Source organism: Polynucleobacter sp. TUM22923 (genome assembly GCF_030295705.1).
Lineage (GTDB): Bacteria > Pseudomonadota > Gammaproteobacteria > Burkholderiales > Burkholderiaceae > Polynucleobacter.
In genome coordinates, this window is record NZ_AP027274.1 from 743639 (window position 1) to 762799 (window position 19161).

At 46.6% G+C, this 19161-nt stretch carries 18 protein-coding genes and 1 tRNA gene; 16 read left to right on the forward strand and 3 right to left on the reverse strand.

Annotation, left to right across the window (positions count from 1 at the left end):
• Nucleotides 1-13: 13 nt before the first annotated feature.
• From pheT to QUD86_RS03835, 6 genes are all read left to right on the forward strand, one after another.
• The gene (pheT, locus tag QUD86_RS03810; RefSeq protein WP_286298252.1) at nt 14-2473 is read left to right on the forward strand and encodes a phenylalanine--tRNA ligase subunit beta; all 2460 of its coding nucleotides are present in this window, start codon (nt 14-16) and stop codon (nt 2471-2473) included.
• Between the two features lie 84 nt (nt 2474-2557).
• Nucleotides 2558-2881, forward strand: coding sequence for an integration host factor subunit alpha (locus tag QUD86_RS03815; protein ID WP_286298254.1), 324 nt, complete (start codon nt 2558-2560; stop codon nt 2879-2881).
• Nucleotides 2859-3209, forward strand: a complete 351-nt coding sequence (locus QUD86_RS03820) for a MerR family transcriptional regulator (RefSeq protein WP_286298650.1) — start codon at nt 2859-2861, stop codon at nt 3207-3209. Before QUD86_RS03815 ends, QUD86_RS03820 begins: the two co-directional genes overlap by 23 nt.
• Before the next feature lie 25 nt (nt 3210-3234).
• Nucleotides 3235-3311 (forward strand) — tRNA-Pro (locus QUD86_RS03825).
• A 30-nt stretch (nt 3312-3341) separates the two neighbouring features.
• Nucleotides 3342-3740: a PaaI family thioesterase gene (locus QUD86_RS03830; RefSeq protein WP_286298256.1), complete on the forward strand. Its 399-nt coding sequence runs from the start codon at nt 3342-3344 to the stop codon at nt 3738-3740.
• 219 nt (nt 3741-3959) lie between these two features.
• The gene (locus QUD86_RS03835; RefSeq protein WP_286298260.1) at nt 3960-4244 is read left to right on the forward strand and encodes an H-NS histone family protein; all 285 of its coding nucleotides are present in this window, start codon (nt 3960-3962) and stop codon (nt 4242-4244) included.
• Nucleotides 4245-4317: 73 nt separating this feature from the next.
• Here QUD86_RS03835 and QUD86_RS03840 read toward each other — a convergent pair whose 3' ends face one another.
• Nucleotides 4318-5019, reverse strand: a complete 702-nt coding sequence (locus tag QUD86_RS03840) for an excisionase family DNA-binding protein (protein WP_286298261.1) — start codon at nt 5017-5019, stop codon at nt 4318-4320.
• Nucleotides 5020-5328: 309 nt separating this feature from the next.
• Between QUD86_RS03840 and QUD86_RS03845 the strand changes: the two genes are divergently transcribed.
• From QUD86_RS03845 to bamC, 9 genes are all read left to right on the forward strand, one after another.
• The gene (locus QUD86_RS03845; protein ID WP_286298263.1) at nt 5329-8187 is read left to right on the forward strand and encodes a 2-oxoglutarate dehydrogenase E1 component; all 2859 of its coding nucleotides are present in this window, start codon (nt 5329-5331) and stop codon (nt 8185-8187) included.
• Nucleotides 8188-8229: 42 nt separating this feature from the next.
• Nucleotides 8230-9432: a 2-oxoglutarate dehydrogenase complex dihydrolipoyllysine-residue succinyltransferase gene (gene odhB, locus QUD86_RS03850; protein WP_286298264.1), complete on the forward strand. Its 1203-nt coding sequence runs from the start codon at nt 8230-8232 to the stop codon at nt 9430-9432.
• A 12-nt stretch (nt 9433-9444) separates the two neighbouring features.
• Nucleotides 9445-10881: a dihydrolipoyl dehydrogenase gene (gene lpdA / locus QUD86_RS03855; protein WP_286298265.1), complete on the forward strand. Its 1437-nt coding sequence runs from the start codon at nt 9445-9447 to the stop codon at nt 10879-10881.
• Nucleotides 10882-11985 (forward strand): cell division protein ZapE, encoded by a 1104-nt coding sequence (gene zapE / locus QUD86_RS03860; protein ID WP_286298266.1) that lies wholly within the window; start codon nt 10882-10884, stop codon nt 11983-11985. It begins immediately after the preceding gene.
• Nucleotides 11986-11993: 8 nt separating this feature from the next.
• Nucleotides 11994-12842, forward strand: coding sequence for a 3',5'-nucleoside bisphosphate phosphatase (locus QUD86_RS03865; protein WP_286298267.1), 849 nt, complete (start codon nt 11994-11996; stop codon nt 12840-12842).
• Nucleotides 12843-12900: 58 nt separating this feature from the next.
• Complete coding sequence (locus QUD86_RS03870; protein ID WP_286298268.1) at nt 12901-14103, forward strand: tryptophan--tRNA ligase; 1203 nt, start codon at nt 12901-12903, stop codon at nt 14101-14103.
• 4 nt (nt 14104-14107) lie between these two features.
• Nucleotides 14108-14656 carry a class I SAM-dependent methyltransferase gene (locus tag QUD86_RS03875; RefSeq protein ID WP_286298269.1) on the forward strand — a complete coding sequence of 183 codons (549 nt, stop codon included), beginning with the start codon at nt 14108-14110 and terminating at the stop codon, nt 14654-14656.
• A 198-nt stretch (nt 14657-14854) separates the two neighbouring features.
• Entirely contained in the window at nt 14855-15727 is an 873-nt protein-coding gene (dapA, locus tag QUD86_RS03880) for a 4-hydroxy-tetrahydrodipicolinate synthase (RefSeq protein WP_286298652.1), read from the forward strand.
• Nucleotides 15727-16872 (forward strand): NlpB/DapX family lipoprotein, encoded by a 1146-nt coding sequence (bamC, locus tag QUD86_RS03885; protein ID WP_502928891.1) that lies wholly within the window; start codon nt 15727-15729, stop codon nt 16870-16872. Before dapA ends, bamC begins: the two co-directional genes overlap by 1 nt.
• Before the next feature lie 71 nt (nt 16873-16943).
• On the opposite strand, the gene QUD86_RS03890 is transcribed toward bamC, so the two are convergent.
• Nucleotides 16944-17129, reverse strand: a complete 186-nt coding sequence (locus QUD86_RS03890; RefSeq protein WP_286298271.1) for a hypothetical protein — start codon at nt 17127-17129, stop codon at nt 16944-16946.
• Between the two features lie 88 nt (nt 17130-17217).
• Nucleotides 17218-18471, reverse strand: a complete 1254-nt coding sequence (locus QUD86_RS03895) for a cupin domain-containing protein (RefSeq protein ID WP_286298272.1) — start codon at nt 18469-18471, stop codon at nt 17218-17220.
• Between the two features lie 44 nt (nt 18472-18515).
• On the opposite strand from QUD86_RS03895, the gene QUD86_RS03900 reads away from it, so the two are divergent.
• Nucleotides 18516-19112, forward strand: a complete 597-nt coding sequence (locus tag QUD86_RS03900) for an FKBP-type peptidyl-prolyl cis-trans isomerase (protein ID WP_286298654.1) — start codon at nt 18516-18518, stop codon at nt 19110-19112.
• Nucleotides 19113-19161: the final 49 nt, after the last annotated feature.

The following is a 19161-nucleotide window of genomic DNA, read 5'->3' on the forward strand; positions in this document are numbered from 1 at the left end:
TCACAATAAGACGATGCAATTTTCTGAATCCTGGTTACGCCAGTACGTCAATCCAGACTTAGATAGCCAGGCTCTTGGCCATGCAATGACGATGGCTGGACTCGAAGTGGAGGAGCAGCATACAGTTGCTCCCGCCTTCACTCAGATTGTGGTGGCGCAGATTCTATCTGCAGAGCAACATCCAGATGCAGATCGTTTGCGCGTTTGTAAGGTTGATGTTGGAACTGGTGAAGCTTTACAAATAGTTTGTGGCGCACCCAATGCGCGTGCCGGGATCAAGATTCCGTGTGCATTAGTAGGCGCCGTATTGCCTCCCTCTGAGGCAGGTGGAAAACCTTTTCAGATCAAAGTAGGCAAGCTACGCGGCGTTGAAAGCCAGGGTATGTTGTGCTCTGGTCGTGAACTTGGCTTAGGTGATGATCATGAGGGTATCTTGGAATTACCACTAGATGCCCCAGTCGGAAAAGACATTCGCGCATTTTTAGATCTTGATGATCAAATATTTATTATTAAGTTAACGCCCAATAAGGCAGATTGTTTATCACTACTGGGTATTGCTCGTGAAGTTTCTGCTACTACTGGTGCTGCTTTATGTACGCCACAGTGGACTAATGTCAGTAGCGCCATTCAAGACAAGCTTAAAGTGACTGTTGAGGACGCAGACTTATGTGGTCGTTTTGCCGGCCGGGTCATTCGCGGTGTCAATCCCCAAGCAAAAACACCTGAACACATTGTGCAGCGTTTAGCTCGTGCAGGACAGAGAAGTATTTCAGTATTAGTAGATTTATCTAATTACGTCATGTTGGAGATGGGGCAGCCTACCCATGTATTTGATATTGATCAACTCAATGGCGATTTGGCTGTTCGCTGGGCAAAGCCTGGAGAAAGTTTAGTGCTTTTAAATGGCCAAACAGTGACCCCAGTCCCAGTTGATCGGATTGGTAAAGTGCTAGCAGTCGGTGTCGTGGCCGATCAATCTGGTCCAGTCGCATTGGCCGGTGTGATGGGTGGTAGCCATTGTGCTGTTACTGACAACACCCAAAATATTTATGTTGAGGCAGCCTTTTGGAAGCCCTCCGCCATACAGGGTCGTGCACGATCCTTCAATTTTAGTACTGATGCAGCCCATCGTTTTGAGCGGGGAGTGGATCCTCAAAATACGGTTAACTGCCTTGAATATTTAACGGCATTGATTGTAGAAATCTGTGGCGGTGCTGCGGGCCCAATTGATGATCAGGTATTAGCATTGCCAGAAAGAAAGCCTGTGAGCATGCGTTTAGCGCGTGCTGTGAAGGTCATTGGTATTCCATTAACGAATACGATTGTCAGTGATGTTTTCAAGCGCCTTGGTTTTGAATTTAAGCTTGAAGCAAACGATGTTTATGTAGTGACCCCACCGAGTTATCGCTTTGATATTGAAATCGAAGAAGATTTAATAGAGGAAGTCGCTCGGTTGTATGGTTTTGAAAACATTCCCGATATACCGCCCAGAGCCTCATTAAAGATGAGTGCTAAAGCTGAGGCAAAACGAGGCGTGCATCTATTGCGTCAGCGTCTTGCCCTGCAGGGTTACCAGGAGGCGGTGAACTTTGGATTTACCGATTTAGAAAGCGAGCAGCGTTTAGCTGGTGCAACGGAGCAAGACATCATTGCCGTTGTAAACCCTATTGCCAATCAATATGGTGTGATGCGCAGTAATCTTTGGGGCGGTTTATTAGCAAACTTAAAAAGCAATCTAAATAAAGGTGCCGCTCGCGTTCGCTTGTTTGAAGCAGGTCAAGTTTTTAAGCGCAATGCTGCTATTGAAGAGGCGGCTGGTCAGGTTGCCGGTTTCTATCAGCCTCAGCAAGTGGGTGGCTTGGCTTATGGTTCTTTTGTTCCTGAGCAGTGGGCTAGCATTAATCGACTAGTGGATTTTTTTGATGTGAAGGGTGATTTACAGCGAGTGCTAGATCCTTTGCATATTACAACTGAGGCGGCGGTGCATCCTGCATTGCACCCAGGCCGTAGTGCCCAGATTTTGCTGCACACAGCCAAGGGTAGAGCACCTATTGGTTGGATTGGTGAGCTGCACCCCGGCCTTCAGCAGGCGTATGAGTTGCCACAAGCCCCCGTTTTATTTGAATTGGATTTAGAGGCCATTTTGAACCTCGGACTTCCTCAACCAGAGGAGCTCAGCAAATTTCCTGCGGTGCAGCGAGATTTGGCAGTGGTGGTGAAGCAGTCTGTTGCAGCGCAGTCTTTATTGGATGTGATGGCGGCAAGTCGCCAGCAATTTATTACTGATGTCGTGCTCTTCGATGAGTTTAAGCCAAAGGCTGGCTCTAGCAGTATGGGTGATGATGAAAAGAGCTTGGCTTTTCGTGTGACCTTGCTCAGCAAAGAAGAAACACTGCAAGAGGCACAAATTGAAGCGGTAATGAAGGCTTTACTAGGGGCGCTTGAAAAAAATTGCGCAGCTCGTCTTCGCTAGTTTAGTATTGATTCATTACACATCCTTGTATGCTGGTTTTATTCAAATAATTAGTAGTAAATATCGCACGAAAAGAGTGACAGCATGACTGAATTAGCCATCAACGATACGGTTACCAAAAATGAGCTATCGGAAGCGCTCTTCGATCAGGTTGGTCTGAATAAGCGAGAAGCTAAAGATATGATTGATGCTTTTTTTGATCGTATCGGCCAGTCCCTTGAGACTGGTGTGGAAGTAAAAATCTCTGGGTTTGGTAACTTTCAGTTGCGCAATAAGTCTGCCCGTCCAGGCAGAAATCCCAAAACAGGTGAGATGATTCCGATTGCAGCCCGTCGTGTAGTGACATTCCACGCTAGTCAAAAGCTCAAGGATGTCGTGGAGTCGCATGCTAGACAAAACCCCATTTGAAGCAGGCTCGGCATTGCTGAGCTCACAACTTCCGCCTATCCCGGCTAAGCGATATTTCACCATAGGTGAAGTAGCTGACCTTTGCGGGGTCCGCTCACACGTTTTGCGTTATTGGGAGCAAGAGTTTTCCCAGCTCAGCCCGCAAAAGCGCCGTGGTAATCGTCGCTACTATCAGCATCATGAAGTCGTTTTGATTCGTAAGATCAGGACGCTTTTGTATGAAGAGGGCTTTACTATCAGCGGTGCACGTAATCGCCTTGAAGAGGCCCGAGGGGAGTTGCGCTTGCGCGACGAACTTCAAGCGGTCTTGCAAATTCTGTCCCAATAGTTACTGATACAATTTTCACTTCAATCGGGGCGTAGCGCAGCCTGGTAGCGTACATGCATGGGGTGCATGTGGTCGGAGGTTCAAATCCTCTCGCCCCGACCATTTTCTTCTGATTTACGGAAACTAATGCTCATGGACTCGACTCTAAACACACTCTATTTTGGTCTTAATATCCCTTTCTTGGCTCATTTAGGGGTGGTTCCTGAGTTTGCGGCAGGTGGTAAATCCCAGATAAGCCTGGAAATCAAGCCCGAGTTCGAGAATAGCTTTCATATTGCTCATGGCGGTGTAGTGATGACCTTATTGGATTTTGCGATGGGCGCTGCAGCTAGGAGTGTCTCAGACGAGCCTCTAGGAGCAATGACTATTGATATGAACGTCAGCTTCTTGCGCCCCAGCGTAGGGAAAATTATTGTGGAGGGCAGCGTCCTCAAGTCTGGCAAAACGATTCATTACTGTGAGGCTGTTGTTTTGAACGAGGCCGGTGAAATTACCGCTAAATCTAGCGGCACCTTTATGCTCAGAAAGTAGGGTTAAGCAGTGCTGTTAAGCAGTGCCGTTAAGCAGTAATATTAAATATATTATTTATAATGATTATGTAATTTATTTAACGTATTAACCTTTGCTTATAAGAGGTTTTTTATCAATATTAATCATATTGCCCACGATTTAATATTCTTATATAATAAAAAACTAGTAATTTACATGGATTACTAGTTTATAAAATTTATTATTGGAAAAATATTAACTATGTCATCCTATCAAGACCTTCTAGCTCAACGTGAGCAATTAGATAAGCAGATTAAAGAGGCTATTGCCCATGAAAAGGCGGATGGCATTGCAAAGGCTAAGCTGATTATTGACCAATATAAGCTGACAGCGGCAGATTTGTTTAGCCGCAAATCAGGATCCCGTAACCCAGGCGGCAAGGTTGCCCCAAAGTACCGTAATCCCAATACTGGCGATACCTGGACTGGTCGTGGTAAGGCCCCTAAGTGGATTGAAGGTAGAGATCGCAGTAGCTTTCTGATTTAAGCTATTGAATTAAATCATTTTTATTGAAAAAATGAGGGGCCGATTGGTGAAAACGAATCGGCCTTTACTATTGCTAGTTACACTTTCTACTGAGAGCGTTAACAAAGAGGTGCTCCAGTAGTCTGTATCGATGGCTTCCACCCAGCGATGCTTCCATTTCAGGGTTAGTTGCTGAATAGCCAATAATCAACGGATTTTGATCAATTAAACCGTTTTCCAGTTCTCTCTGAAGTAGTTCCGGGCATTTCGACTTCATGCCTATCGTATTTTCATCTGCTAGGCCCATCACTCCGGGGTGAAGCTTTATAAAACCCTCATCTACTAGAATTGGAATACGCTGTGTGTCATTGTTTTTGCTCAGATAATGAATTAAATGCACCTGTTCAACTGGCGGTATCAAGGCATCTAGAAAGATTAAGTCTGGGGTGATCGAGACGGCTTTCATTAAGCCTTCCAGGCTATCAATGGAAACCTCCATTTCTACCTTCAGTTGCCAGGACTGGATAGATTCTAGTAAGTCATGACTGTTTTCTTCTCTTCTGAATATTCCTATGGCGATACAGTTTTGAGTGCTTTTTTGACGCATAGACCGTTTTCGACGCGCCAATTGCTGTTTCAAAGAGCTTGCTAGGATTCGGCGATGCCCGCCACGTGTTTTCCAGGCGATTAATTCCCCTAATTCAACCATTTTCTGAACGGTTCCAAGGGATACCTGCAAAACCTGAGCGCTTTGACGGGTACTCAAATACTCCATTTCTGGGGTGATTGCTTTCATATACTCTTGGTTTCCTTAAACTTATTAATTCATTTGAAGATTTAGAGAATACGAATCAACTTTGAGGGAATCTGTCGGGAGATACTTAAACCTAGGTAGGAAAATTCTTATTTAGACGCATTTGTAGGGGAATTAGTCTGCTATCCAGCTAGGCTGCAAAAAAATCCTTTATCCAGCCATGGTTAATCGTGTTAAATTAGGTGGGTACTATTTGAATTCGCACAGATCAATTCGCTCGACGGTGTAGCCGTAGGGTGAATGGTTATAACCACAGTTTTGATTCGGGAAACCCGATGAAAGGTGAGCATCATGATGCAGGATCAAAGAGATAGTTCCTATCTCTTCGGCGGAAACGCACCCTACGTAGAGGAACTCTACGAATCCTACTTGCACGATCCTGCTTCCGTAGCAGATCACTGGCGAGACTATTTTGATAATGTGAAACAGGTTCCAGCGGCTGATGGCTCATCTAGAGTGGATGTTGCCCATGCGCCTATCGTTGCCTCTTTTGCTGAGCGAGCTAAGCAAGGACCCATAAGAACCGTTTCCGCAGATTCCGCAGATTCAGAAATGGGTCGTAAGCGGGTTGCAGTTCAGCAGTTAATTGCTGCTTATCGCAACGTTGGTAATCGTTGGGCTGACATTGATCCCTTGAAGCGCCAAGAGCGCCCAGATATTCCTGAGCTAGATCCTGCTTTTTATGGCTTTACTGATGGCGATATGGATATCGTCTTTAATACCAGTAATACTTTCTTTGGCAAGAACCAAATGTCCTTGCGGGATCTATTGCAAGCCTTGCGAGAAACGTACTGTGGCACTTTGGGTGCAGAGTACATGTTTATTGCCGACCAGAAGATCAAAAAATGGTGGCAAGAAAAATTAGAATCTATTCGCTCAACAGGGCACTTTAATGTTGAGCAAAAGCGCGTTATTCTCGATCGCGTTACTGCCGCTGAAGGCTTAGAGCGTTACCTGCAAGCAAAGTATGTTGGTCAGAAACGCTTTTCTCTAGAGGGCGGTGAGAGTTTCATTGCTTGCATGGATGAGTTAATTAGTGAGGCAGCTGCAAAGGGCGTGCAAGAGATTGTTATCGGCATGGCACACCGTGGCCGCCTTAACGTGCTTGTGAATACTCTAGGCAAAATGCCAACGGATTTATTTGCAGAGTTTGAGCATAAGGGCCCAGAAACACTGCCTGCCGGTGATGTTAAATACCACCAAGGTTTTTCAAGTGATATCTCGACAGCAGCAGGTCCAGTGCATCTGTCATTGGCTTTTAATCCATCGCATTTAGAAATCGTAAACCCAGTGGTTGAGGGATCTGCACGTGCCCGTATGGAGCGTCGCGGCGATCTATTGGGTGAGCATGTCTTGCCAGTACTGGTGCATGGTGATGCCGCCATTGCTGGGCAGGGCGTCATGCAGGAAACACTGATGATGGCCGAGGTGCGAGGTTACTCCACGGGCGGCACCATTCATATAGTCATTAATAACCAGATTGGCTTTACCACTTCCGATCCGCGCGATTTACGCTCTAGTCTTTATTGCACCGACATCATGAAGGTGATTGATGCGCCGGTATTGCATGTGAATGGCGACGATCCTGAGGCGGTGGTATTGGCAACTAAACTAGCAGTCGAGTTCCGCAGTCAATTTCATAAAGATGTGGCGATTGATATCGTGTGCTTTAGAAAGCTGGGGCATAACGAGCAAGATACCCCTGCGATGACTCAGCCATTGATGTATAAAATCATTGCCGCCCATCCAGGCACTCGAAAACTGTATGCCGATAAGTTAGAGGCTCAAGGTGTATTGCCTGCAGGTACTGGCGATTTGATGGTGAAGGAATATCGCGCAGCAATGGATGCCGGTAAACAAACCTCAGACCCCGTATTGAGTAACTTCAAAGGAAAGTTTGCGATTGATTGGGCCCCATTTTTAAATAAAAAATGGACCGATGAGGCCGACACCGCTATTCCGCTGACAGAATGGAAGCGATTAGCCGAGAGAGTGACCTCAGTTCGCGAAGGATTCAAAGTACACCCATTGGTTGAGAAGGTTTTGAAAGACCGCTCCGCCATGGGAAGAGGCGAGGTCAATATCGATTGGGGTATGGGTGAGCACATGGCTTTCGCATCCCTGGTGGCGAGTGGTTACCCAGTGCGCCTATCTGGTGAAGACAGTGGCCGCGGAACGTTTACCCATCGGCACGCTGTTTTGCATAACCAGAATCGAGAAAAGTGGGATTCTGGTATCTATATTCCTCTGCGCCACATAGCAAAGGATCAGGCGCCGTTTGTGGTGATTGATTCGATTTTGTCAGAAGAAGCGGTACTCGGTTTTGAATACGGATATGCGGCTGCAGAGCCAAATACACTCACTATTTGGGAGGCTCAGTTTGGCGATTTCGCAAACGGTGCCCAAGTCGTTATTGATCAATTTATTGCCTCTGGCGAAGTAAAGTGGGGCCGTGCAAATGGCCTAGTGATGATGCTGCCACACGGTTATGAGGGGCAGGGCCCAGAGCATTCCTCTGCGCGCTTGGAGCGTTTCATGCAGTTGTGTGCTGATACAAATATGCAAGTGATTCAGCCAACAACTGCGGCACAGATTTTCCATGTGCTGCGACGTCAGATGATTCGTCAATTCCGCAAGCCATTGATTTTGATGACGCCAAAATCATTACTACGCAATAAAGAAGCAGCATCTCCGTTAATTGAATTTACCAAGGGCGGCTTTCAGACGATTCTGCCTGAACGAGATACTGCAATTGATGCCAAAGAAGTGACGCGCTTAATTATGTGTTCAGGTAAGGTTTTCTATGATCTTGCTAAAGCACGTGTAGAGAAAAAACAAAATGACGTGGCAATTATTCGTCTGGAGCAGTTATATCCATTCCCTCATAAAGCCTTAGCAGCCGAGATGAAGAAGTATCCAAAGCTAGCGGAAGTAGTGTGGTGTCAGGATGAGCCGCAAAACCAAGGTGCCTGGTTCTTTGTTCAGCATAATATTTTAGAGAATATGTCTGAGGGAATGAAGATGGCTTATGCGGGTCGCCCTGCATCTGCCTCTCCTGCATGCGGATATGCTCACCTTCATCAAGAACAACAAAAGTCACTTCTTACAGCAGCATTTGCAAAACTTAAGGGTTATGTCATTACGAAGTAATCGTAGACATCATCCATCACAAAACATTTAATAGGATTCATCATGGCCATTTTCGAAGTTAAAGTCCCCCAACTCTCTGAGTCCGTAGCTGAAGCTACCTTGTTGCAATGGAAAAAGAAAGTAGGCGATGCAGTTGGTCAAGACGAGATCTTGATTGAAATTGAAACTGATAAGGTGGTCATGGAAGTTCCTGCCCCATCCGCCGGCGTGATCACTGAGATTCTGATGGGTGATGGCGATACGGTTATTGCTGAGCAATTGATTGCAAAGATCGACAGTACTGCAGTAGCCTCAGCCGCTCCAGCTGCAGCCTCGGTAGCGCCTGTAGCAAAAGCAGCTCCAGCTGAAGCCGTTGCGCCTGCCGCTAAAGCAGCTGCACCTGCTGCCCCTTCAGCTGCAAAGTTAATGGCAGAAAACAATGTTAGCGCTGCTCAAGTTGCAGGCACTGGTCGAGATGGTCGGATTACTAAAGGGGATGTGATTGGTGCAGTAGCCGGCGGTACAAAATCAGCAGCACTACCCATGGCTGCATTGCCATTGGGCGATCGTCCAGAAGAGCGCGTACCTATGAGTCGTTTGCGTGCTCGTATTGCTGAACGTTTGTTAGAGTCCCAGGCAAACAACGCCATCTTGACTACATTTAATGAGGTCAATATGGCCCCTGTTATTGCAATGCGCAATAAGTACAAAGATCAATTTGAAAAAGTACATGGCGTGAAGTTAGGCTTTATGTCCTTTTTTGTGAAGGCAGCCACGCATGCATTAAAGAAGTTCCCGCTATTGAATGCCTCAGTCGATGGTAACGATATCGTGTATCACGGTTATTTTGATATCGGTATCGCAGTAAGTTCACCGCGGGGTTTAGTGGTTCCTATTTTGCGTGACGTTGATCAAATGAATCTCGCAGACATTGAGAAAAAAATTGCCGAGTATGGTGCCAAAGCACGTGATGGCAAGCTGTCTATCGAAGACTTAACTGGCGGTACTTTCTCAATCTCTAATGGCGGTGTATTTGGCTCAATGCTGTCTACGCCTATTATTAATCCACCGCAATCTGCTATTTTGGGTATTCATGCGACCAAAGAGCGCGCCGTAGTTGAGAATGGGCAGATTGTGATTCGCCCAATTAATTATTTGGCCTTGTCTTATGACCATCGCATTATTGATGGCCGTGAAGCGGTGCTTGGTTTAGTTGCAATGAAGGATGCTTTAGAAGATCCTTCACGCCTCTTGCTTGACTTGTAAGAAGGAAAAATCATGAGTCAATCATTTGATGTTTTAGTTATTGGTGGTGGCCCTGGCGGCTATATTGCTGCTATCCGTGCAGCTCAGTTGGGATTTAAGGTGGCCTGTGCAGAATCCAATGCCTACGATGATCCTAAGGGTGATGTACGCTTGGGAGGCACTTGCTTAAACGTTGGCTGCATTCCCTCTAAAGCTTTACTCGCCTCATCTGAAGAGTTTGAAAAGATTAGCCGCCATGTAGCAGATCATGGCATTACTGTTGGCTCTGTCAAGTTAGATTCAAACAAAATGCTTGCGCGTAAAGATGCCATTGTGACCAAGATGACAGCTGGTATTCAGTTTTTATTTCGCAAAAATAAAATTACCCTTCTCAAAGGGCATGCTTCATTTCTTCCTAAGAGTGCTGATGGTTATCAGGTGCAGATTGATGGCAAAGAGCAGTCAGTAGTGACGGCCAAAAATGTCATTATTGCCACTGGATCAAAGGCCCGTCATTTGCCTAATATTCCTGTGGATAATGTCCTCATCAGCGATAACGAAGGCGGATTAAAGTTTGATTCGATTCCAAAAAAATTAGGCGTGATTGGTGCCGGTGTTATTGGTCTTGAGCTTGGTTCAGTATGGCGACGCGTAGGTTCAGAGGTCACCATTCTGGAGGGCTTGCCAACATTTTTGGGTGCTGTTGATCAAGGCGTTGCTAAAGAAGCGCTCAAGTTATTTACCAAGCAAGGTTTAAATATCAACCTAGGCGTTAAGATCGGCGAAGTCAAGGCTGATAAAAAAGGGGTGGTGGTTCACTACACAGATAGCGCTGGTAAAGCTCAGAAATTAGAGTGTGACCGCTTAATTATTTCTGTTGGTCGCGTGCCCAATACGGATAAGTTAGGTTTAGATCACATTGGTCTGAAGGTAGATGAACGTGGTTTTATTCCTGTGGATGATCACACGTGTCAAACCGCGGCGCCTGGTGTGTACGCAGTAGGCGATGTAGTTCGTGGCCCGATGTTGGCACATAAGGCCGAAGATGAGGGTGTTTTAGTGGCAGAAGTGATTGCTGGTCAAAAGCCCCATATTGATTACAACTGTATTCCTTGGGTGATCTATACCGATCCAGAAATTGCTTGGGTAGGGAAAACCGAGCAGCAATTAACTGAAGCCGGCATCGCTTATAAGGCGGGTCAGTTCCCCTTCGCTGCGAATGGCCGAGCACTAGGAATGGATCGCTCTGATGGCTTTGTCAAAATATTGGCCGATGCCAAAACAGATGAAATCTTAGGGGTACATATTATTGGCGCAAATGCATCCGATTTAATTGCAGAGGCTGCAGTAGCAATGGAGTTTAAGGCTGCTGCCGAAGATATCGCTCGCATTTGTCATCCACATCCGAGTTTGTCGGAAGTGATGCGCGAAGCAGCATTGGCAACGGACTCACGTGCATTAAATATGTAATTGAAAGCCTTAGAGTACTACCACCAAGAATTAAAAGCGCGCGGGTATCAAAGCGATCCCGCGCAGCTCATTGCTATTGAGCGCTTACAGCACTGTGAAGATGAGTGGATTGCTTACAAAGAAATTCGCAGCAATAGTCTAAAAAAGAAATTCTTTAAACCAAGACTTCCCCGTGGCATTTATTTGTGGGGTGGGGTGGGTCGGGGCAAGTCTTTCCTGATGGATTGTTTTTTTGCTGCTTCTCCTTTAGAGAAGAAGATCCGCATTCACTTTCATGAGTTCATGCGCGAGGTCCATCGAGAATTGCATGAGCTATCTGGCATGGCTGATCCATTAGATGAACTCTCCAAGCGCATCGCTGAGCGTTACCGCCTCATTTGCTTTGATGAATTTCATATAAACGATATTGCTGATGCGATGATTTTGTATCGCTTATTGACGGCACTATTTAAAGATCGCGTTCAATTTGTGATGACCTCCAATTACGCACCTAGCCAGCTTTATCCAAATGGCCTGCACCGCGATCGTTTGATGCCGGCGATTAAATTACTGGAAGAACAGTTGGATGTACTGAACGTTGACGCTGGCAGCGACTATCGTAGATTGCAGATGGCTCAAGTGCAGGCTTACCTTACCCCGTTAAATTCAGGAACACATCTAGCGTTAATGCAGATGTTTCAGCGGCTTATTGGTAATCAGAAAGAGACAGTAAGACCAGTTTTGCGTATTGAGTCTCGAGAACTAAGACCTCTACATATGGTCGAAGGGGTAGTGTGGTTTGACTTTCAGACGCTCTGTTGTGGTCCCCGCTCTCAAAATGATTACCTAGAGATCGCCAAACTGTTTCATACAGTGATCCTCTCTGAAGTGCCCCATATGCCTATGGGCAAGACGAATGAAGCGCGCCGTTTTATATGGTTAATTGACGTCCTGTATGACCATAAGATCAAATTAATCATCGCTGCAGAGGTTCCTGCGGTCGATTTGTACACTGAAGGCCAAATTACCAGTGAGTTTTCCAGAACCGTGTCTAGGTTGATTGAAATGCAGTCTCGTGATTATTTAGATGCGCCTCGCCGGGTAATTGATACCAGCTTGACCTAAAATAGGACATGAACTCATTTTCTAGTCTGAACGCTGACTTGCACTGCCACTCTGTGGTGTCGGATGGCACGTTAACGCCTGAGGCACTGGCAGAGCGAGCCCATGCCAATGGAGTGCATTTGTGGGCATTAACTGATCACGATGAGTTGGGCGGACAAGAGAGGGCACGCAGTGCCGCTAGCGCACTAGGCATGCAATATGTTTCGGGCGTAGAGATTTCAGTCAGCTGGATGGGTCAAACAATTCATATTGTGGGCCTTGGAATCGATGCAGCCCATACTGGTATTTTGGAGGGATTGCGGCAGACGCGCGATGGCCGAGGTAATCGAGCCAAGCTGATGGCTGAGCAGTTATTAAAAGCGGGCATCCCCGGTGCTTATGAGGGTGCTCTTGTTTTTGCTGGCAATCATGATCTGATTTCGCGTACTCACTTTGCCCGTTTTTTAGTGGAGCAGGGGATTTGTCGCAATACCGAACAGGTATTTAAAAACTACCTCATCGATGGAAAGCCCGGCTACGTAGCTCATGTCTGGGCAACCTTGGATGATGCGGTTGCTTGGATTGCCGGGGCAGGTGGTGTTGCTGTGATTGCGCATCCTGGCCGCTATAAGTTAAGTGCCATGCAGATGGATGAACTCTATAAGCACTTTAAGGAAATCGGTGGCTTAGCTATTGAAGTTATTACCGGTAGCCATAGTCCAAATCAATATCAAACCTATGGCAAGATTGCCCAGCACTATGGATTTTTAGCTTCTCGTGGATCCGACTTTCATGATCCTAAAGAAAGTTATATTGATCTTGGTGCATTGCCCCATTTGCCTGATCATTTAACGCCGGTATGGTCACTGTTCCATTAAGCTATAAGCTAAAACCTATTTCCAAACCTGCACTTACCCCTAAAGAATAGATATTAAGATGTTTGCTGAACGCGTTCTCTCTGGCATGCGACCTACGGGCCATTTACACCTAGGTCATTACCACGGTGTTTTAAAGAATTGGGTGCGACTGCAGTCTGAGTATCCTTGTTTCTTTTTTGTGGCTGACTGGCATGCGCTCACTACCCACTACGAAACTCCTGATGTGATTGAGCAATCCGTATGGGATATGGTGATTGACTGGCTCGCTTGTGGCGTGGATCCCAATCAAGCAACTTTATTTATACAGAGTAAGGTGCCCGAGCACGCAGAACTATTTTTGCTTCTGGCGATGGGCACACCATTAGGTTGGCTTGAGCGTGTACCGACCTACAAAGATCAAATTGAAAAGCTAAAAGAAAAAGACCTACAAACCTACGGTTTCTTGGGCTATCCCTTGCTCCAGGCTGCTGATATTTTAATTTACCGTGCACAGTTTGTTCCCGTTGGAGAGGATCAAGTACCGCACGTAGAGATGACGCGTGAGGTAGCGCGGCGTTTTAATTATCTGTATGGCCGTGAACCCGGCTTTGAGGAAAAGTCCCTTGAAGCGGTAAAAAAATTAGGCAGTAAGCGTGCAAAAATGTATGCGGAATTGCGGGTGGCATATCAGGAGCGCGGTGATGATGAAGCTTTAGAGCAGGCCAAAGCTTTGCTACAGGACGCCCAAAGTTTGTCTATGGCAGATCGCGAAAGATTGTTTGGTTTCTTGGAAGGTGCTCGAAAGATCATTCTGCCCGAGCCACAAGCCTTGCTGACTTCAGCTTCACGGATGCCTGGTATTGACGGTCAAAAAATGTCTAAGTCGTATGGCAATACGATTGGTATTCGTGAAAAGCCAGAAGAGGTGACTCGCTCTATTCGAACGATGCCTACTGATCCAGCTCGCGTGCGTAGAACTGATCCAGGAGACCCGGCACGGTGCCCTGTATGGCAATTGCATGCGGTCTATTCCGGCGAAGATACTAAGGCTTGGGTACAAAAAGAATGTCAGTCAGCTGGTATCGGTTGCCTAGAGTGTAAGCAGCCCGTGATTGACGCCATTCTTGCTGAGCAGCAACCCATGTTTGAGCGTGCGCAGATGTATCTGGATGATCCAAGCTTGTTGCGCTCCATCATTGCAGATGGTAGCGATAAGGCACGCAAGGTTGCCCAAGAAACTATGCGTGAGGTCCGTGAGTCGATGGGCCTAGCGTACGATTAAGTGGGTGTCACAGCTTCTTATGCATGAGGTAATTCTTGATTCATCCGCATGGGTAAGCCGTTATGCGCCCCTGATCTCTGATTCAGGACCGGTATTGGATTTGGCTTGCGGGTCTGGTCGCCATAGTGGTTTGTTGGCCTCTATGGGGCACTCCGTTTTGGCAGTGGATCAAAATGCCCCTACAGCAGAGATATTCAATAGCTCTTTTATTGAATTCTTACAGATGGATTTAGAGGGAGAGACCTGGCCTTTAGAGGGGCGGACGTTTTCCGCTATCGTGGTTACCAATTACCTTTACCGCCCGTATTTAAATCGGTTGCCGCAGATGCTTCTCGACGGGGGTATTCTGATCTATGAAACCTTTGCGCAGGGTAATGCCCAATTTGGCAAGCCATCCAACCCTGATTTTCTTTTAAATCCTGGTGAATTGCTGGTTCTTGCCGCCCAATACGACTTAAGGGTGCTCGGCTATGAGGATATTTGTCTTGAGGAGCCTAAACCAGCCATGGTTCAGCGTATTTGTGCTGTGAATGGGCAGCTGAGGGGCGGCTGAAGGGTAGCTGAAGGGCAGCTAATGCTAAGTTCAGGCCCGATTAAAGGATTATCAAAACAATAGTAAAAAGGGCGCATTCCGTTACAATTTCAATGTGGTGCAGTCAATGCACCGAGATCTAACTAACGCACAATTGGTAACCATTTGGTGACAAATACAACACAAGCTCAAGGTAGTAAAAAGCCCATCGCTGGAAGCATGCCTGCGATAGTAACGCCAATGCATGAGGATGGCAGCTTAGATTTCTCTGCTCTACGTTCTTTGTTGGACTGGCATGTTGCAGAGGGTTCTGATGGCATTGTGATTGTGGGCACGAGCGGGGAATCCCCAACAGTGTCGGTAGATGAGCATTGTGAATTAATTCGAGTGACAGTTGAGCATATAGCAGGGCGTATTCCTGTTATTGCAGGCACTGGCGGAAACTCAACTACTGAGGCCATTGCACTAACGCAATTTGCAAAGTCAGTCGGAGCGGATGCCAGCTTGCAGGTAGTTCCTTATTACAACAAGCCAACGCAAGAGGGTATGTATGCCCATTTCAAAAAAATTGCTGAAGCAGTTGATCTCCCGGTAATGCTCTACAACGTGCCCGGCAGAACCGTGGCTGATTTAGCTGGCGAGACTACGGTCCGCTTAGCGGGAGTCCCTGGAATTATTGGCATTAAAGATGCCACCGGCAGCATGGAGCGAGGCACCCTCTTGCTAGCGGACTTGAAACGGGCTGGTCATGAAGATTTCGCTGTATTTTCGGGTGACGATTTGAGCGCTGCTATGTTGATGCTGATGGGCGGTAAAGGCAATATTTCGGTGACTGCCAATATTGCTCCGCGCCTCATGCATGAATTATGTCGGGCTGCGATGTCCGATGATGTCGTTAAAACACGCGCTATTCAATACCAATTACTGGACGTTCACAGAGCCATGTTCACTGAAGCAAATCCAATTCCTGTCAAATGGGCGCTTCATGAAATGGGTAAGATCACATCAGGTATTCGTTTACCTTTAACCCCTTTAAGTGTCTCCTTGCGTGAACCTTTAAAGATTGCAATGAAACAGGCCGGCTTACTATGATTAATCTTATGCAATCTTTGCGCCGCTACTGCGCAGCATCCTTGATTCTTGCTACTGCAACCTTTGTTTTAGTTGGATGCAAATCCGTTACGACGAACGATACGGTTGACTACAAGTCGGCTGGGGCGGTTCGAGGTCCTAATTTATCGTACCCACCGGATCTCATTACCTCTCAGGCAGATCGCCGCTATATCGTTCAAGACGGCTCTGCCACTATGTCTGAATACAATGCGGCCGTAAAAAAATCAGTCCAGACTCGCAAGAATGTCATGACCGGTATTCCGGGGATGCGGATTGCACGTGATGGTGAGCGTCGTTGGTTAGTTGTCGAGAAGCCCGCACCCGAGCTCTATCCACAGGTAAAAGATTTTTGGCAGGAAAACGGTTTTCTGTTGGTAACGGATTCACCATCAACCGGCATTATGGAGACGGATTGGGCTGAAAATCGCGCCAAGATTTCTCAGGACTTTATTCGTTCAATCGTTGGTAGTGCTTTAGATTCCATCTACGATACGGGCGAGCGCGATAAATATAAAATCCGCCTAGAAGTTAGTAAGCCTGGCGAAACAGAGATTTATATTACGCAGCGTGGTGCTATTGAGAAATGTACAACGGATTCTACGGGCGCTTGTATCTCTACCATTTGGACGGCTCGCCCCAACGACCCAGAACTTGAAGCTGTCTTTTTGGCGCGCTTAATGGAGCGATTGGGAATGACGCAAGAGCAGGCTAAAGCTCAAGTGGCTGCCCCATTGGGACCAAAGACACCGAAGGCAAAGCTGGTTCAAGAGGGTGTAAATACAGCTCACATTGTTATTGCTGCTAGTTTTGATCGCGCATGGCGTGACACTGGTCTAGCACTAGATCGCTCTAACTTTACGGTGGAAGATCGCAATCGCACAAACGGTGTTTACTACGTCCGCTATGTCAATCCAAAAGATCTCGGTGATACCAAAGGATTCTTTACGAATCTCTTCAGTAGCAAGGATGATTCAAGCTTGAAAGCGAAAAAATACAGTGTGGTCGTTAAATCTACCGGTGAAAATAGCGCTAGCGTCTATGTACAGGATGGAGATGGTAAACCTGAAAATACCGCTGCTGGACTTCAGCTGCTAACGTTGTTAACGGAGCAGTTATCTAGATAAGTCTCGCGCCCTTAAAAATTAGGGTAACAAAAAAGCCGCTTTTCAGCGGCTTTTTTTCTTCAAGGAGAAGATTACTTCTTAGCGTCAGCAGCAGGAGCAGCAGGTGCCATTGAAGCAGGAGCAGCAGCAGGTGCATCAGCAGCTGGAGCAGCAGCAGGTGCCATTGGAGCAGCTTCAACTGGCTTAGCTTCTTCTTTCTTACCGCAAGCTGCCAAAACGATTGCCAACATTGCTACTAGGGCTAGTGATTTCTTCATTTGTAATTTCCTCTTTAAAAAATTTTGATTACCGGTAATGGATCCATGGAATGCAAAGGGAAACCCCTTAAGTACTTTCCATTATTGATTATATCCAACCTGGCGCAAAATCCTCAAATATTAACCAGCCATCCTGATAGGCCTGATAAAGACTATTTTCAGTATTGATTGTGTCAATTTGGACCTTATTTAGGGATTTTTTGGCGGCAATGCGCTGCCAGGCTTTCTGGGTTGCCAGGGTTTGCTTGCCAGTCATTTCCTCACCATTGCAAAAAACACATTTTTTGAGTGTTAGCAGTCGTGTTTGGGGGTGGGGCACCAATACAAACTTGGATAGTGCGACAGAAAATTGAGCGGGGGTCAGATTGGACATCGAGCCATCAAAAATGGCCTGAGGTTTTGGTTCGCTTAAGTAGGCAGTAATTCCGGGTAAGAATGTATCGATCTGATCTAGCCGCAACTCTTTGAGTTTGCGCTCGAGCTGTTCTGTCATTTCATGGGGAAGCTCCTCGGCTTTATTGCTTGCCGCTTGTTTTGGGTCAGCAAAGTGTTTAGCTAGGCTAGGGATCTCTTCCAGTGACTCCGCAAGACGCCACAAGCCCTCTTGTAAGAGCTCTTTATAACTTGGTGAGCGGAACCCCACCGACCAGGTTTGGCATCCCGCATCTAATGCGATGCCATCGTGGGCAATTTGAGGTGGGAGATACAGCATGTCTCCCGGTTCTAAATCCCATTCTTGCTGAGCCTGAAAGTTCTGTAATATTTTGAGAGGCATTTTTGGCTTGAGGCTCAAGTCAGATTGATCGGAGATGCGCCAACGTCTTCGTCCAGACATTTGAATTAAAAATACATCGTAGGAGTCAAAATGTGGGCCAACGCCACCGCCTATGCTGGCAAGACTAATCATGAGATCGTCTAAACGGGCATCTGGAATAAATCGAAACCAAGACAAGACTGTTGCAGCAGCAGGATGCTGTGCCTCCATTCCCTGAAGTAAAAGTGTCCAGTTGCGCGACTGCGAAGTGGGGATATCTTTTTTCTTGAATGGACCCTCAATAAAACGCCAGGGTTTAGCTTGGATTAGTCTAGATTGCACGGCATCATCGCCTGCCAAGTTAATGAGTGTCTCAGCTGAAATCGGGCTTTGCAGCGGCTTACCACCCATATTGGCTAGCTTGAAAGCCGGAATAGCACCACGAACCAGCAAGGGCTTTTTATGCCAGTGGGTTTTCATGAACTGTGCTGGGCTCATATTGCCCAATAAAGCCCAAGGCAGGTCTAGCGGAAGGGTTTGTGGTGCCTGAGGTGGCTGATAGGGATTGCTCAAGTAAAATGCAGTCATAAATGTAAAAAGCTATCTAAAACACTATGTTGAATGAATTACGCATGAAGATCGAAAAAAATACCGTTGTATCTCTACGTTACAAATTAACGGATGCCCAGAATAATGTTATCGAGGAACCGGACTCCCCGATGGTATACCTGCACGGCGGTTATGAGGGCACTTTTCCGAAGATTGAGTCCTTGTTAGATGGTCAAGATATTGGATATGAAGCCAGCATTCAGCTAGAGCCTAGTGAAGCCTTTGGTGAATACGACCCTGAATTACTCAAGATTGAACCCCGTGGCCGCTTCCCTGAGCCACTCGAGATAGGCATGCAATTTGAAGGTGTTCCCGATGCTGAAGAGGGGCAAGAGAACTCTCTGGATGATGATGCCTTGATCTACACCGTAACGGATGTTGCTGATAGCCAAGTGATTTTGGATGGCAACCATCCGCTAGCAGGAATGGCCTTGCGTTTTTGGGTTCAAGTAGAAGATATCCGCGTGGCAACAGAAGAAGAGATTGAAAATCGCTATCCCGAAAGTGGCCAGGGGTTTGCTTTTGGTATGCCGCATCTCGATGATGATGGCGATGAAGTTGATGGTGATAACGGCGTTAATCAAACACAATTAGGTGGCGCCAACCCAACATTGCATTGAGTTGATCTGTAGAGCTATCTGCAGATCGATTTTTATTTCTTAGTTGCTT

What these genes read in the sequence shown, in the direction of transcription:
- QUD86_RS03870 (WP_286298268.1), top strand. Translation starts at nt 12,901, where the DNA reads ATGTTTGCTGAACGCGTTCTCTCTGGCATGCGACCTACGGGCCATTTA.
- QUD86_RS03830 (WP_286298256.1), top strand. Translation starts at nt 3,342, where the DNA reads ATGGACTCGACTCTAAACACACTCTATTTTGGTCTTAATATCCCTTTC.
- QUD86_RS03845 (WP_286298263.1), top strand. Translation starts at nt 5,329, where the DNA reads ATGATGCAGGATCAAAGAGATAGTTCCTATCTCTTCGGCGGAAACGCA.
- QUD86_RS03820 (WP_286298650.1), top strand. Translation starts at nt 2,859, where the DNA reads ATGCTAGACAAAACCCCATTTGAAGCAGGCTCGGCATTGCTGAGCTCA.
- QUD86_RS03815 (WP_286298254.1), top strand. Translation starts at nt 2,558, where the DNA reads ATGACTGAATTAGCCATCAACGATACGGTTACCAAAAATGAGCTATCG.
- pheT (WP_286298252.1), top strand. Translation starts at nt 14, where the DNA reads ATGCAATTTTCTGAATCCTGGTTACGCCAGTACGTCAATCCAGACTTA.
- QUD86_RS03890 (WP_286298271.1), bottom strand. Translation starts at nt 17,129, where the DNA reads ATGAAGAAATCACTAGCCCTAGTAGCAATGTTGGCAATCGTTTTGGCA.
- QUD86_RS03900 (WP_286298654.1), top strand. Translation starts at nt 18,516, where the DNA reads ATGAAGATCGAAAAAAATACCGTTGTATCTCTACGTTACAAATTAACG.
- QUD86_RS03835 (WP_286298260.1), top strand. Translation starts at nt 3,960, where the DNA reads ATGTCATCCTATCAAGACCTTCTAGCTCAACGTGAGCAATTAGATAAG.
- odhB (WP_286298264.1), top strand. Translation starts at nt 8,230, where the DNA reads ATGGCCATTTTCGAAGTTAAAGTCCCCCAACTCTCTGAGTCCGTAGCT.
- dapA (WP_286298652.1), top strand. Translation starts at nt 14,855, where the DNA reads ATGCCTGCGATAGTAACGCCAATGCATGAGGATGGCAGCTTAGATTTC.
- QUD86_RS03840 (WP_286298261.1), bottom strand. Translation starts at nt 5,019, where the DNA reads ATGAAAGCAATCACCCCAGAAATGGAGTATTTGAGTACCCGTCAAAGC.
- lpdA (WP_286298265.1), top strand. Translation starts at nt 9,445, where the DNA reads ATGAGTCAATCATTTGATGTTTTAGTTATTGGTGGTGGCCCTGGCGGC.
- QUD86_RS03865 (WP_286298267.1), top strand. Translation starts at nt 11,994, where the DNA reads ATGAACTCATTTTCTAGTCTGAACGCTGACTTGCACTGCCACTCTGTG.
- QUD86_RS03895 (WP_286298272.1), bottom strand. Translation starts at nt 18,471, where the DNA reads ATGACTGCATTTTACTTGAGCAATCCCTATCAGCCACCTCAGGCACCA.